This window comes from Pseudomonas sp. FYR_5, from assembly GCF_043106315.1.
GTDB lineage: Bacteria > Pseudomonadota > Gammaproteobacteria > Pseudomonadales > Pseudomonadaceae > Aquipseudomonas > Aquipseudomonas putida_Y.
The window spans coordinates 235,571-248,627 of record NZ_JBICMK010000088.1; the positions used below are offsets into that span (position 1 = coordinate 235,571).

10 protein-coding genes are annotated in these 13,057 nt (G+C 62.1%); 1 reads left to right on the forward strand and 9 read right to left on the reverse strand.

The features are described 5' to 3' along the window. Positions 1 to 61: 61 nt before the first annotated feature. The 7 genes from ACF8RA_RS16830 to ACF8RA_RS16860 all read right to left on the reverse strand — a co-directional run bounded on the left by ACF8RA_RS16830 (position 62) and on the right by ACF8RA_RS16860 (position 8,076). On the reverse strand, positions 62 to 1,972 hold the full coding sequence (locus ACF8RA_RS16830; protein WP_209968830.1) for a cytochrome c/FTR1 family iron permease: 1,911 nt from the start codon (positions 1,970 to 1,972) through the stop codon (positions 62 to 64). A gap of 144 nt (positions 1,973 to 2,116) precedes the next feature. After that, positions 2,117 to 3,535, reverse strand: coding sequence for an efflux transporter outer membrane subunit (locus tag ACF8RA_RS16835; protein ID WP_176685291.1), 1,419 nt, complete (start codon positions 3,533 to 3,535; stop codon positions 2,117 to 2,119). Next, entirely contained in the window at positions 3,532 to 4,407 is an 876-nt protein-coding gene (locus ACF8RA_RS16840) for an efflux RND transporter periplasmic adaptor subunit (RefSeq protein WP_392519373.1), read from the reverse strand. The genes ACF8RA_RS16835 and ACF8RA_RS16840 overlap by 4 nt, the downstream gene beginning before the upstream one ends. Further along, positions 4,404 to 4,616, reverse strand: a complete 213-nt coding sequence (locus ACF8RA_RS16845; protein WP_176685293.1) for a DUF1656 domain-containing protein — start codon at positions 4,614 to 4,616, stop codon at positions 4,404 to 4,406. Before ACF8RA_RS16845 ends, ACF8RA_RS16840 begins: the two co-directional genes overlap by 4 nt. After that, entirely contained in the window at positions 4,613 to 6,700 is a 2,088-nt protein-coding gene (locus tag ACF8RA_RS16850) for an FUSC family protein (protein WP_176685294.1), read from the reverse strand. Before ACF8RA_RS16850 ends, ACF8RA_RS16845 begins: the two co-directional genes overlap by 4 nt. After that, entirely contained in the window at positions 6,697 to 7,149 is a 453-nt protein-coding gene (locus ACF8RA_RS16855) for a MarR family winged helix-turn-helix transcriptional regulator (protein WP_176685295.1), read from the reverse strand. The genes ACF8RA_RS16850 and ACF8RA_RS16855 overlap by 4 nt, the downstream gene beginning before the upstream one ends. Before the next feature lie 132 nt (positions 7,150 to 7,281). Further along, the gene (locus ACF8RA_RS16860; RefSeq protein ID WP_209968845.1) at positions 7,282 to 8,076 is read right to left on the reverse strand and encodes a tetratricopeptide repeat protein; all 795 of its coding nucleotides are present in this window, start codon (positions 8,074 to 8,076) and stop codon (positions 7,282 to 7,284) included. Between the two features lie 207 nt (positions 8,077 to 8,283). Here ACF8RA_RS16860 and ACF8RA_RS16865 point away from each other — a divergent pair, with 207 nt between their 5' ends. Then, positions 8,284 to 8,844, forward strand: coding sequence for a WYL domain-containing protein (locus ACF8RA_RS16865; protein ID WP_070096106.1), 561 nt, complete (start codon positions 8,284 to 8,286; stop codon positions 8,842 to 8,844). A 69-nt stretch (positions 8,845 to 8,913) separates the two neighbouring features. Here the strand turns inward: ACF8RA_RS16865 and ACF8RA_RS16870 are convergent, their stop codons facing one another. Then, entirely contained in the window at positions 8,914 to 9,255 is a 342-nt protein-coding gene (locus tag ACF8RA_RS16870) for a hypothetical protein (RefSeq protein WP_021782542.1), read from the reverse strand. A 145-nt stretch (positions 9,256 to 9,400) separates the two neighbouring features. Continuing rightward, a partial coding sequence (locus ACF8RA_RS16875; RefSeq protein WP_392519374.1) for an immunoglobulin-like domain-containing protein occupies positions 9,401 to 13,057 on the reverse strand: 3,657 nt, incomplete at its 5' end.

Genomic DNA, 13,057 nt, shown 5'->3' on the forward strand with positions numbered 1-13,057 from the left:
CATCAGGCTTGCGCAAGATCTGAGACCTAGCGCGGCCCCGGTTGGACCGCGCAGGTTCCAGTCAGTTGGCCGCAGCACTGCGCCTTTCCGCCAGCCACGAGCGGCCGTAAAGGAACACGATGGCCAGCAAGGCCACCGCCTGCGCCGACAGCGAGTAGGCATCGGCATGAATCCCCAGCCAGTCGAACTCAAAGAACGCCACCGGCCGTGTGCCCAGCACACCGGCCTCTTGCAGCGCCTTCACGCCATGCCCGGCGAACACTACCGACAGCGCGCACAGCAGCGCGGCGTTGATGCTGAAGAACAGCGTTAGCGGCAACTTGGCCGAACCCCGCAGAATCACCCAGGCCAGGCCCACCAGCAGCACCAGTGCCGTCGCGCCACCCGCCAGCACCGCCTGATGCCCGGCAGGGCCTGCCTGCAGCCAGAGGGTCTCGTAGAACAGGATCACCTCGAACAATTCGCGGTATACCGAGAAGAATGCCAGCACAGCAAAGCCGAAGCGCCCGCCGCCGCTGACCAGGCTGCTCTTGATGTAGTCCTTCCAGGCGGCTGCGTGGCGGCGGTCATGCATCCACACACCCAGCCATAGCACCATCACTGCAGCGAACAGTGCTGTGCAGCCTTCCAGCAGCTCGCGCTGGGCCCCCCCCACATCGATCACATAGGCCGCCAGCGCCCAGGTGGCGAAGCCGGCAACCAGCGCCAGGCCCCAGCCGATGTTGACGCTGCGTACTGCCGACTGCTGCCCGGTATTGCGCAGGAAGGCCAGGATCGCCGCCAGCACCAGAATCGCCTCAAGGCCTTCGCGCAGCAGGATCAGCAAACCGGAGATATAACTCAGCGACCAGCTCAGACCATCGCTTCCCAGCAACTTGGCCGCCTGCTCGAGCTTGGTTCTGGCTTCGGCCAGACGCTGTTCGACCTGGGCCACGGGCAGACCGTCCTGCAGGGATTGACGGTAGGCCATCAGCGATTTTTCGGTGTTCTTGCGCGCCTGGGTGTCAATGTTGTCCAGCGAGCTTTCCACCAGCTCGAAACCCTCCAGGTAGGCCGCCACCGACAGGTCATAAGCCTGATCGTGGTCGCCTGCGCGGTAGGCCGCCAGGCTCTTGTCCAGTGTGCTGGCCGTGTATTCGAGCAATTGCGCCGGGCCGCGCTTTACTTGCGGCGGTTGGGCACGCTGGGCACGGAATGCCTCGACGGCCGCAGTGCCTTCGTTGGCGGCGACTTCGGCCGGCGTCTGGCGAGCCAGGTCGGCGAGGTTCCAGGTCTTGTCACCTTTGCCCGCTTCCGGCTTGGCGGTGAAGCTGGCGATATACGCGGCCACATCCCAGCGTTGGCGGTCGTCCAGCTGGTCGGCAAACGACGGCATTTCGGTGCCATCGATACCCAGGGCCAGGGTGTTATAGAGGTCGAACAGGCTTAACTGGTCCAGGCGCGAGACATCGCGCAGGTTGGCGGGTGCAGGCTCCAGGCCCACGCCAGCCGGGCCATCGCCGGCGCCGGTGTCGCCGTGGCAGACCGAGCAGTTTTGTGCGTACAGCGCAGCGCCGCGGGCTGGGTCCGGGGTAATCACCGGGGCCTGGCTGACCTCGTAGGCCACCGCCAGTCGCGCACCCAGCTGCCGGGCCTGCTTGGCGACCGCGGTACCTTCCTGACGCTGGTCGATGGCCTGGCGCAGCGCCTGGACGCCCTGCTCCAAAGCCGCTTGTTCAGTATTTGCGGGCAGGCCTTTGACCAGGTCAGCCAATACCGCGCTGAACTCCTGTTGCTCGCGGTATTCGCCCTCGTCGATCACCTTGCCGTCTTGTACGGTCGGCGGGTAGTCGGCGCCAATGTAATCCAGCAGGTGCTGGGCTTTGGCAGCCTCGGCGGGGGACTCGGCCAGCGCCAAGGTGCTGCACAGCACCAGCACCGGGCCAAGCAGCAAAGCCGGCAGCCAGGCAAGCAGACGGGAACGGGTATTCATGGCCAGTCTCGAAGGTGAATGCGAAAGAGAACATTGTTCACTTCCACTTTGCTTCACTCAAGGGTGCTGGACAGATTTCATGAAAAATCTTGCTACAAATCAGATCAAGTGGGTGGCATAGAGGACCAGACCTCAAGGATCGCGTCAGGGCTTGGCGATCCCCTTCCAACCACCACCCAACGCCAGGAACAAGGCAATTTGCCCCTGCGCCACTTGGCTATTGGCCGCAGCCAACTGCGCACGCATATCGGTATACGTCCGCGTCGCCTGCAAATCCGCCAGGAACGACTCACGCCCCGCCTGGTAATACCGGTGCGTCTGGTCCGCCGCTTCCTTGGCCGACTTCTCCGCCTCGGCCAGCGCATCGCGCCGATCGAGCAAGGCGCTGTACTGTGCCAGCCGGGTCTGGGTCTCGCGAATGGCGTTCAGCACCACGCCATCGAAGTGCGCCAGTGCCGCCTGGGTCGAGGCCTCGGCCATGCGAATGCGGGCACGGGTGCCATTGGTGGGGATGGTCCAGCTGATCTGCGGGCCAAAGCCCCAGCGGTTGGTCGAAGGCTCGCCAAGGTTCTCCAGGATACCGATGGTGCCAACCTGCGCGCCAATGCTGATGTCCGGGTACAACGCGCCGGTAGCCACGCCAATATAGGCGGTGGCGGCAGCCAGTTGGCGTTCGGCCTGTCGCACGTCGGGGCGGCGCTTGAGCAGGGCCGCACCATCGCCCACAGGAACCAGCTGGTTCAGGTGCGGCAACTCGGCACAATCGGCGGTTCCGGCAGGCAGTTGGTCGACCGGTTTGGCCAGCAGCGCAGCCAGGGTGTACATACCCGTCTCGCGCTCGGCCTTGAAACGTGGCAGTTCGGCACGCAGGGATTTGAACTGGGTCTGCGAGCGGGTAACCTGGGTTTCATCGCCACGCCCAGCATCGCGCAGGCGCTGGTTGAGTTTCACGCTTTGCTCCTGCAAATCGAGCGACTCACGGGCAATATGGTATTCCTCGTTAGCCGAGCACACCTGGGTATAAGCCTTGACCACGTCCGCCACAAGGGTGATGCGGGCAGTGTCGGCAGCGGCCTGCACCGCGTCGGCATTTGCCTTGGCAGCCTCGGTACCACGCTTGAAGGTGCCCCACAGGTCGAACTGGTACGAGGCACTGATGATGGCCTCCCCGATGTTGGCTACCGGCACCTTCTCAGGCTGCAGGAAGGCTTCGCCCGACTCCTGCAACCGCTGAGCGCCGAGTTTGACGCCACCGTTGAAGCCGCCTTGCGATTCAGCCACCTCCACCTGGGCGCGAGCTTTGGCGATGTTGGCCGCCGCCACGCGCAGTTCGGTGTTGGCACTCAGCGCCTGACGCACCAGCTCGTTCAGCCGCTGATCCTGATACAGCTGCCACCAGTCCTCGGGGACCGGCGCCGACACGACGCTGTCGGCATCCTGGCGCAGCGGACCGTTCAGGTCATTGCGTTGCACGGCCGCATCCCCAGGCACCTCATAGTCGGGCCCCACCATCATGCAGGCCCCCAGCGACAGGCACAGGCCAGCCAGGATCAGCTGTTTCATGGGCGCTGGCCCTCGATGATCGACACCGTGGCAGTACGCCCGGCGATCATGCGGAAGTCTTGCGGCACTTCGTCAAAGGCGATGCGCACCGGAATGCGCTGGGCCAGGCGTACCCAGCTGAACGCCGGGTTGACGTTGGGCAGCAAGTTGGCGCCACTGCTGCGGTCGCGGTCTTCGATACCAGCGGCGAAGCTCTGCACATGGCCACGCAGGCGGGTGTTGTCGCCCATCACGCGGATATCCACGGCGTCACCAATATGGATACCCCCCAGCTTGGTTTCCTCGAAGTAGCCGTCGACGTGGTAGGAGGCACTGTCGACCACCGAAAGCACCGGGCGGCCAGCGGTGACGAACTCGTGGTTACGCGGCGCGCGGTCGTTGAGGTAGCCGTCTACCGGGCTGCGCACCACCGAGCGGTCAAGGTTGAGCTGGGCGGTATCGACAGCCACTTGCGCCTCGCTGACGGCCGAACGGGCACGGGACTCGCGGGACTGGCTTTCTTCCAGTTGCTCGGCGGCCACCAGGTTGCCCAGCTTGCGGTTGCGCTGCGCTTCGCGGGAAGCCTGGGCCAGGGTCTCCTGGCGCTCGCCGAGGGTTGCCTTGGCTTGACGCAGCGCCAGGGTGAAGCGGTCCTGGTCGATGGTGAACAGTACGTCGCCGCGTTTGACGGTCTGGTTGTCGCGCACCTCGACCTTCTGGATCAATCCCGACACATCGGGGGCGATCTGGATCACGTCAGCGCGGATATGGCCGTCACGGGTCCAGGGGGCAAACATGTAGTAGACCACCATCTGCCACACGAGCACGGCGGCGAAGGTCACTACCAGCAAGGTCAGGACCACACGGCCCAGGGTCAGTGTAGGTTTTTTCATGGCAGCATCAGGTTTCGACAAAAGTGGTCCACCCCGCCGAGCAGCACGGCATACAGGGCAACGTTGAATAACGCCCGGTGCCAGACCAGGCGGTAGAAATGCAGGCGCACCAGCACCGCGTGCACCCCCAGGAACAGCAGGTAGGTGCCAAGCATCATCACCAGCAGCGTGGGCAGAAACACCCCGCTGATATCCAGTTCACCAATCACAAGGGCGCTCCGTCGAGCCCGGGGGGCAGTTGTGGTTGTTCGGCAGGTTCGAGCATCACCTCCACCCCCGGCAGTAGCGCCAGGCGCAAGCCGCTCAGGGCGTGCAGCAAGTGGGTGCGGGCATCGCCACGCTCGTACAGCTCGTCCAGGTTCAGCGCCAGGCGCGCGCGCTCCATGTTGCGCAGCAGTGCGACCGGGGCATGCAGGCGTTCGCCGGCACGCAGGCAGGCCGCGTAGTGCGCGCCGACTTCCTCGACCACAGTGTTCAGGCGCTCGCGAGCCTGCTGGCCGGCGCGCGGCATGTACGCCAGCAGGTCGAGCAGGTTCAACCCCACGCGCAGGTCGCGCAGCGCCACACCACTGTCCTGGCCGGTTTGCGACAGACGTGGCAGGTGCTGCATCAGGCGGTCGAGCATCTGTACGCCAACCTGACGGTGTACGGCCAAGGTCGCAGGCTCGGTCATTTCAACGATGTCACGCCAGGCGAAGCGGGTCATGCGCTTGGCCGCCAGCTCCACGCCGAACGGGCGCATCACCAGGGTCCAGATAAAGGCGAACAGAAGGCCCACGGGACCGGCCAGGTTGGAGTTGAGGAAGGTGAAGAAATCGGCGTCGTAGGCACCCTGGATGCTGATGAAGGTCGACGTGTTGACGATGGTCAGCAAGGTGCCCAGGTAGAAGCGCGGCTGCACGGTCAGCGTGCCTATGCAGATGAACGGCACGGCAAAGGCCAGCACCAGCATCGGGAAGTCGTGCAGGTTGGGCAGTACCAAGAACAGGTACAGACTGGAGAAGATGACCGACATCAGCGTCCAGAAGAAAAACCGGTAGATCTGCGGTGCTGGGTCATCCATGGCAGCGAAGAAGCTGCACGCTACTGCCGCGAGGATTACCGCACTGGCGCCGTCGTTCCAGCCCAGGCCGATCCATAGGCCGCAGGCGACCACGATCGCCAGAACCGTGGAGGCTACCGAGTAGAGCATCAGGCCACGGTCGAAAAACGCTGTCAGGCGGCCCAGGCGCCAATGGCGATACACCGCACGCCAAGGCTTGGCATCATCGGTACGCAGGGCGTGCTGCAGGGTGCAGCAGTCCTGCCACAGGTCGGCCCATTCGGTCAGGCGATACAGGGCGTTGGACAACAGCAGCTCGGCGCGCTGGTCGAGGGCGGCTGTGGCGGGCTGCAGGCGGCCGATCTGCTCGTGCAACATGGCCCAGTGCGCTACTGAAGCGCTTTCGGCAGTGCCTTTGAGCCATTCACGAGCGGCTTCAAGCACGGGTTGAAGCTGGGCGAACTGGGCCGGGGCGCGGCTTTCCAAGGCTACCAGTGCATCGTCGAGGGCGTCGATCACCGGCAGCAGATGGATCATCCGCCCGCGCAGTTCGCGAGCGTTCTTCAGGGTATGCGGGCCGGCGCCTTCGTGGCCGAGTTGACCAATCATCAGCTCCAACGAGTTGAAGGTGGTCACCATCGCACCGCGCATCCCGCCGACCTTGTCGGCACTGGCATCTCGGGCCAGGTAGGTGTCGCTGTAGCGAATGGCCTCAGTGAACCAGTTTCCGGTGGCACCGACTACCACCGGCGCCAGTCGGCGTGGCCAGAAGATAGCCCCGACTACCGCCGCGCAGACAATCCCCAAACAGATTTCCTGCGCGCGAGAAGAGGCCACGTCGAACACTGCCAGCGGATTGTCGACCACGGCCAGGGCAATCATCGGCAGGGTATACCCGGCCAGCATCAGCACATAGTTGTTGGCCGTGCGCAGGTTCAGCGAAAGGAACAGCAAGGTGCCGGTCCACAGGGCAATGGCGATGCTCAACAGCAACGGTGACTGCACCAGCGGCGGCACCAGGAAGATTGCCCCGCCAGCGCCGAGCAACGTGCCCACGGCACGGTACAACGCCTTGGAGCTGGTCGGGCCGACGAACGGACTGGAGACGATGTACACCGTAGCCATGGCCCAGTAGGGACGCGGCAACTGCATGAGCAGGGCAATGTACAGGGCAATCATGGAGGCGCCGAAGGTACGCACACCGTAGAACCAGTCACGGGCCGGAGGAACGGAGCTGAAGAAGCCGTTCATGCCAGCCCGCCTGCGCTGCCCAGGCCGGCAGCCTCGAAGGCACGAAGCACACGCAAGGCAGCTTCCAGGTCGGCCTGGTCGATACCGCCGAGCACATCGCGGCGCAAGCGCACCAGTTCGGCTTCGATGGCTTCGGCCAAGGCACGGCCTTCGGCAGTCAGGCTCAGTGCCTTGGCGCGGCGATCCAGTGGGTCCTCGCTACGGCACACCAGGCCAGCTTTGCACAGTTGGTCAAGCAGGCGTACCAGCGACGGGCTTTCCAGGCCGGCGGCCTGGGCCACAGCCACTTGGTGCACGCCGTCGCCCAGGCGCACGATCATCAGCAGCGGCGCAGCGCAGGCCTCGGAAATGCCGTAGCCGGTCAAGGCGGTATGACAGATGCGCCGCCAGTGACGGGCAGCGACTACCAGGCCACTGCTGACTTGCAGCCGCAGGAGATCAAGGGACATGAAGAGAACCAAATATATTCATAGTTTGCTAACTATCAATATACGCCCCGACATCCCCCTGTCGTCAACAGGGGGCGACGAATAGCCTGGGTTGAATGTTGTTCATTTTCAGCCAGCACTGGAGAGAAATACTCAGGGTTGGATCTGGTCTTCCAGCTTCATGGTCAGCGCCAATGTGCTGCCCATCTGCACCGCCCGGTCCCGCCACTCCTGATACCGCAGCGCGTCACGGCTGCTGAAATGCACCGCCAGTTCCTCCGCCGCTTGCACCACCCCCGCCGCTGCCGCCAGCTCAAGCCAGTACAGCGCTGCCTTGAGGTTGGCCTCTACGTGCAGCCCATGCATCAACCGGTAACCCACTTCAAAACGACAACGCGCCTCGCCCTGTTCGGCTCCACGCAAGAACCACTGATAGGCCTGCACCAGGTCAACCTGCCACTTCAGGTCACCGTCGCACACCTCCTCCTCATACAGGTCACCCAATGCGGCGGCAGCATGCAGCATGCCCCGGTCGAAGGCCTGCCGGTAACACTCCGCCGCCTGCACATATGAAGGGTCAATGCCTTTGCCGAAGTAGTGCTGCTGCCCAAGGTTGAACCAGGCAGCAGCATTGCCCTGCAGGGCCGCCATGCGCAACAGGTGCCCGGCCAGCACGGTGTCGGCCCGCCAGTACTTGCCGTTGAGCCAGATCCAGCCGAGGTCGTTCAATGCGGACACGCTGCCTTGCAATGCCTGGCGGCGCAGGTCGACATACACCGCCTGCAAGTCGTTGGCCTCATCCAGGCGGTTGACCAGCAGCGATCGCTGGCTGGGCAAGCCCACACCGGAAAACAGCCGCTGTCGCCTTCCTGCAGGGGCAGGTGGGGCGATGACCCGCTCGGGCAGAAGGCGTGCAAGTAGCGAATGGATATTGCTGGCAACAGACATGTTCATCCTCATTGAACGACGCACAACCCCAACCTTCGGCTGTGATGAGGCGTGATTCTGCGCGACGTCACGTCAAAACCTGTCGCGAACGATTCGGCACGAGGCAACCAAATGCGACTTCCTTGATCTGAGCAGGCTGTGGCCAATTGCCATGCCCCTCGCATGCCGCCATCCTATTGCGGCAAGCCTAGACAAGGACGTTATCTTTTGCCGTTCGCCACCACTCGCGCCACCCTCAGCCGACAGTGGGCGCTGCTGCGCCAGTTGCCCAGCCGTTCCCCAGGCATCACCAGCGCCGAGCTGGTCTGGCGCCTGCGCGACGTGGGCTTCACGGTCAGCAAACGCACTGTCGAGCGTGACCTCAACGAGCTTTCTCTGATATTCCCACTGGAGCGCAATGACAAGAGCATTCCGTTCGGTTGGCACTGGTCGGCCAGTGCCGTGGGCGAATTGCGCGGTAATTTCGACTTGCTGACGCATCTGCGCGGGGATGCCTTGCAGCCATCGCAGGGTGAGGGCGTGGAGCTGGTTGCGCGAATCAGCGATGCACTGGCGCGGCAGTTGCGGGATGCGCCGTTGAGCAGCGACATGCAGCTGACGGCACTGGAGCATGGGCATCGGTTACGCGGCACGGTAAGTGACGGCTGGCCATTACGCTGGTGGCTGTTGAGCCATGGGGACGGGGTGGTGGTAGAGCAGCCTGCCGGCTTGCGGGAAGAGATTGGCAAAATTCTGAGCAATGCGGCGGCTCAGTACCAGAATTTGTAGCCTGTACCGGCCTCTTCGCTGGCTCCGAACACCAACCCGGCGGCGACTGTCGCGGGAACCAGCTCGCTGTTAGATCAGCCCGCCCTGCTCTTCTTCGTCAATCAGGTTATTGAGACTGCTGAGCGCCTTGCGCGCCGTGGAGCGGTTGAGCAGCTTGGCCTGCGCGCCGGCGGGCAGGTCGGTGATCTTGAACACGCCCTTGGCGGTCAGCACGTCGATCAGGTCCTCGAGCACGCGGATCATGTCAAGGTCGCTTTGCTTGAGCTGGTTGAGGCTGTTTTCCACAACATCATCGGCAAACCATTCCTGGATATCGGCATGGTCTGAAGGGAGTATTTCGGTGAACTGATCAAACGCGGCTGCTTCCACCCGCAGCAACTGGCCGGCGGCGTTGCGTTGCACGTAGAACATGGCGATGTCCCTCGTCACGTTGGTTCCTTGTTGGTAGACAGCAGCATAGGCAAAGATCGCCGGGCGCGCAGGCCCGGCGCCAGAGTATGCGCTGTTGGCGGGTGACAGGAAAGAGCCGGGGCCGCTATGCGGCCCCGGTGGTCTATCAGCTGTCCTTGTTGTGGATGATGATGGTCGGGTCGGCACCGCTGATCAACGAGTTGATCGTCTGGTTGGACCAGTTAACCCCTTCCAGCTTGATGGTCACGTCGGCGTTGGCGATACCACCTTCGGCGTTGAGCTTGCCTTCGCTGCTGACTTGCAACGTGGTCGTACCCTCCACCGTGGTGAGCTTGAGGTAGTTATCGATGGTGCTGCCCTTCTCGCCCTGGAGCAGATCCTTCAGGTCGATACGGTCACCCTCGGCCTTGTTGAAGTCCTTGATCACGTCGTTACCGATGTCGCCAGCCTTCCACACGAAGGTGTCGGCACCGCTGCCACCGATCAGGATATCGTCGCCCTGGCCACCGATCAGGGTGTCATTGCCAGTACCGCCCAGCAGGATGTCGTTACCTTTGCCACCACTTAGCGTGTCGTTACCACCTTGGCCGAAGAGGATGTCATTGCCATTGCCGCCCGACAGGATGTCGATGCCGTCTTTGGCACCGGAGATATCGAACTCGGTGTAGTGCTCGGTGATGTACTGGTGAACATTGCTGGTAGTGACAGCGCTGACTTCAACACCACTCTTCTGTGCAACGTACGTCTGCAGGGCCTGGTAGCCCTCGCTGACCACACCGTTGAGGGTGATCAGGTCACCGAAGATGATGTCGTTGCCGTTACCGCCATCGATGGTATCGGCACCTGGCACCGTTGCTTCGGAGTGACCGAGAATCGCCTTGGCCAAATCGGACGGGTCGATATTGGTCTGTGGCTTGCCGGCACTGTCATAAGGTTTCAGATCGTTCAGCGTGACATCGCTGTTCAGGCCGATAGCCTGGACTTTGCTCAAGCCATTGGTGCCGCCCAAGACTGCGAAACTTTCAGTAGAACCTGCGGCCGAGTAGACGTAGTTCCAGTAATCCGCGTAGCCGGTACCGCCCAGGCTGGAGAGTTCATAGGTACCATCACCTTGTGCATGAAGGGTGCCGACCGTCTTGGTGGAGTCAAGCACCAACTCACCTCGGCGGTTCTCGGTATAGGTCAGCACTTTGACCACACCATTGCTGCTGATCTCGACCTTGTGAGTCGCGTCGGCCCACGCGCTGAACGTGTCACCCATCTTGTAATTGTTGACGTTGACTACATCGTCCAGGCTCTTGCCATTCTTCCACAGGCTAGGGTTGGTGGACTCACCGCTCTGATAATAGGTTGGCTTACCGTCGGTAATGAAATAAGTCAGGTTCTCCGCACCTTTGTTGCTGGTGGCCATGGTGCTGTTGAAGAAGTTGGACGTGGTCTTGAACGCGTCTTCATAGTTGGTACCGCCACCGTAGTAGCCGCCTACCATCGAGTTCAATACCGCTTGCAACTTGCTCAAAGCGTCCGGGTCGGCAAGGTTCACTGCTACGTTCTTGTTTACCTGGGTATCGAAGTCGACCAGGAAGATGTTCACGGTACCCGAGGTGTCCGAGCCCAAGCTGGCCTTGAGCGAATTGAACACCGAAGCCAACTGCGTCTTGGCGTCAGCAATCGACTTGTCGCTCATACTGCCCGAACTGTCGACCATGAAGGCGATGTTGTAGTTCTTGCCCTGAACCACGTTCAGCCCGGATACGTCAGCGACGATGATGTCATTGCCTTCACTACCGGTCATCGTGTCATTGCCCGAGGTGCCCACACTGGCCTTGTAGGTCGCGGCGTACACCGTCACCGGGATATTGCCGGTGGTGATGGCCGAGCCGCCAAGGCTTTCGGTGGAAGTCGAGGTAACCGTGATGTCGAACGAGCCTTTGTAATAGGCCGGCGGGGTCAGCGTCAGGCTACTGAGTTTCCAGCCTGTCACGTCGACCGGGGCAGTACCAACCGTAACCGTGTGGCCTGCACCATCGCTCAACACGGTACCTTTCGGGATACCGCTGAGTGTCACGTTCAGGCTTTCGGAGCCGTCGGTGTCGGTCAGGGCGGTGGAAATGCCCACCAGCTTCACCGAGCCACCCTCAGGCCCTTCGTTGAGCTTGTAGCCGTCGTAGTAGCTTTGACCGTTCACAGTGTGCAGATCGGACACGCCCAGGCCGGCGTTGGCCATCTCGGTAACGTTCTGGTACATCTTGACGTTCGAGCTGCTCAGGTCGGTAACGGCACCGGAGCCTACCTGGATGTTCAGGTCATAGCTGCCTGGGCCGGACTGGTTGGCATGGTAGACCTCGATCGGGTAGTAGCCGCTGGTATTCGGGGTAAAGGTCCCCGACACCCCGCCACCGGCTCCCCAGGTGGCCGTGACTACAGTCTTGCCACCGATGGTGACCACGAAGCTGTCGTCGGCCGAACCGCTGAAGGTATAGACCTTGCCGGCTTCCAGGTAGATCAGGCCCGACGTTTTCGAACCGGTGCCAGCGGTGACGCTACCATCGGATTGTACGTTGGTAGTGGTGCTGCTGAAATTGGAACTGCCGGAGTTGGCGAAGACCGTCTTCAGATCCTCGCCGGTAATGCCGTTGCCGCCAGTACCCAGGCCTTGGAGGCTGGTCCAGACCTCCTTCGTCAGCCCTTTGGACTCGATATCGGCGCTGCCGAAACTCAGGGTCGGTTTGTCGGCAATCGGGCTGATATCGACCTTCATGGTCACTTCACTGCCCAGGTTGGTGCCATCGTTCGGCTTGAACTTGAACTGGGCATAGTCAGCCTTCTGGTTACCCACACCATTACCACCGTAGTTGTCCGCACCCGACTGGTTCAGGGCCGGAACGAACTTCAGGTTCTTGGCGGTGATATCTGCCTGGCTGACCACCTGGCCAGCGACCACATTCACCCATGCAGTACCGTTGAAGAACTGCAAGTTGCCGGCGGCCGGGAGCGAGGTGATGGTCACGGACAGGTTAGTGTTGCCATCGGCATCAGTGACTTTGAAATCACCCCAGGCAAACACGTAATCGGTGTCCTCCACGCCAAATACCGCGCTGCCAGGCGAAACGGGCAGATGGTCGTTGTCGAGGATGGTGGTCGTCACGCTCGATTTGCTGCTATCGATCTGCAGGTTCTCGAAGCTACCACCCGTGGCGGTTTCGATCTTCACAACGAAGTTCTCGGTACCTTCGACCAGTTTGTCGTTGATGGTAGCGATGTTGAACGTCGTGCCTGTGCTGTTGGCCGGGATCTTCACGGTCGCGACACCGGTGAAGTCCTCACCGTTGTTGGCGGTACCGCTGTAGCTTAGGGTGATAGTGACTTCGGACTTGGACGCGTTACTGAGGGCTAGCGTGTACTGGCCGGTCTCGCCCTCGGTCAGCGAAGTCGTGCCGGTAATACCGACCGTGGTGGCGTCGCCCTGATTGCCGGTGCCCGGAGTACCCGAACCTGGTTCGTCGGTGACAGTCGTGCTAACCGAGGTTTTATCCAGCGTCAGCTGTTCGAACTTGCCAACATCCGCGCCTTCAACGGTAGCGATCGACATCACGACAGGGTCGTTGGTGCCGACGTAGACGTTGTCCGGGGCAGTGACAGTGGCAGTACCCACGGTGCCGTTGGCCGGCACGGTGATAACGGTCTTGCCGTCGCTCAGCGTGAAGGTCAAGGCGCTGTGGTTGTTGATTGGCAGACCATCTTTGTTGGTCAGCGTGATGGTGTAGGTGATCTCGCCGCCTTCGGTGACCGAAGGGGTCGC

Bases quoted from the DNA above. Each gene is read 5' to 3' on its own strand.
- ACF8RA_RS16830 (WP_209968830.1), bottom strand. From the start codon at position 1,972: ATGAATACCCGTTCCCGTCTGCTTGCCTGGCTGCCGGCTTTGCTGCTT.
- ACF8RA_RS16835 (WP_176685291.1), bottom strand. From the start codon at position 3,535: ATGAAACAGCTGATCCTGGCTGGCCTGTGCCTGTCGCTGGGGGCCTGC.
- ACF8RA_RS16840 (WP_392519373.1), bottom strand. From the start codon at position 4,407: ATGAAAAAACCTACACTGACCCTGGGCCGTGTGGTCCTGACCTTGCTG.
- ACF8RA_RS16850 (WP_176685294.1), bottom strand. From the start codon at position 6,700: ATGAACGGCTTCTTCAGCTCCGTTCCTCCGGCCCGTGACTGGTTCTAC.
- ACF8RA_RS16855 (WP_176685295.1), bottom strand. From the start codon at position 7,149: ATGTCCCTTGATCTCCTGCGGCTGCAAGTCAGCAGTGGCCTGGTAGTC.
- ACF8RA_RS16860 (WP_209968845.1), bottom strand. From the start codon at position 8,076: ATGTCTGTTGCCAGCAATATCCATTCGCTACTTGCACGCCTTCTGCCC.
- ACF8RA_RS16870 (WP_021782542.1), bottom strand. From the start codon at position 9,255: ATGTTCTACGTGCAACGCAACGCCGCCGGCCAGTTGCTGCGGGTGGAA.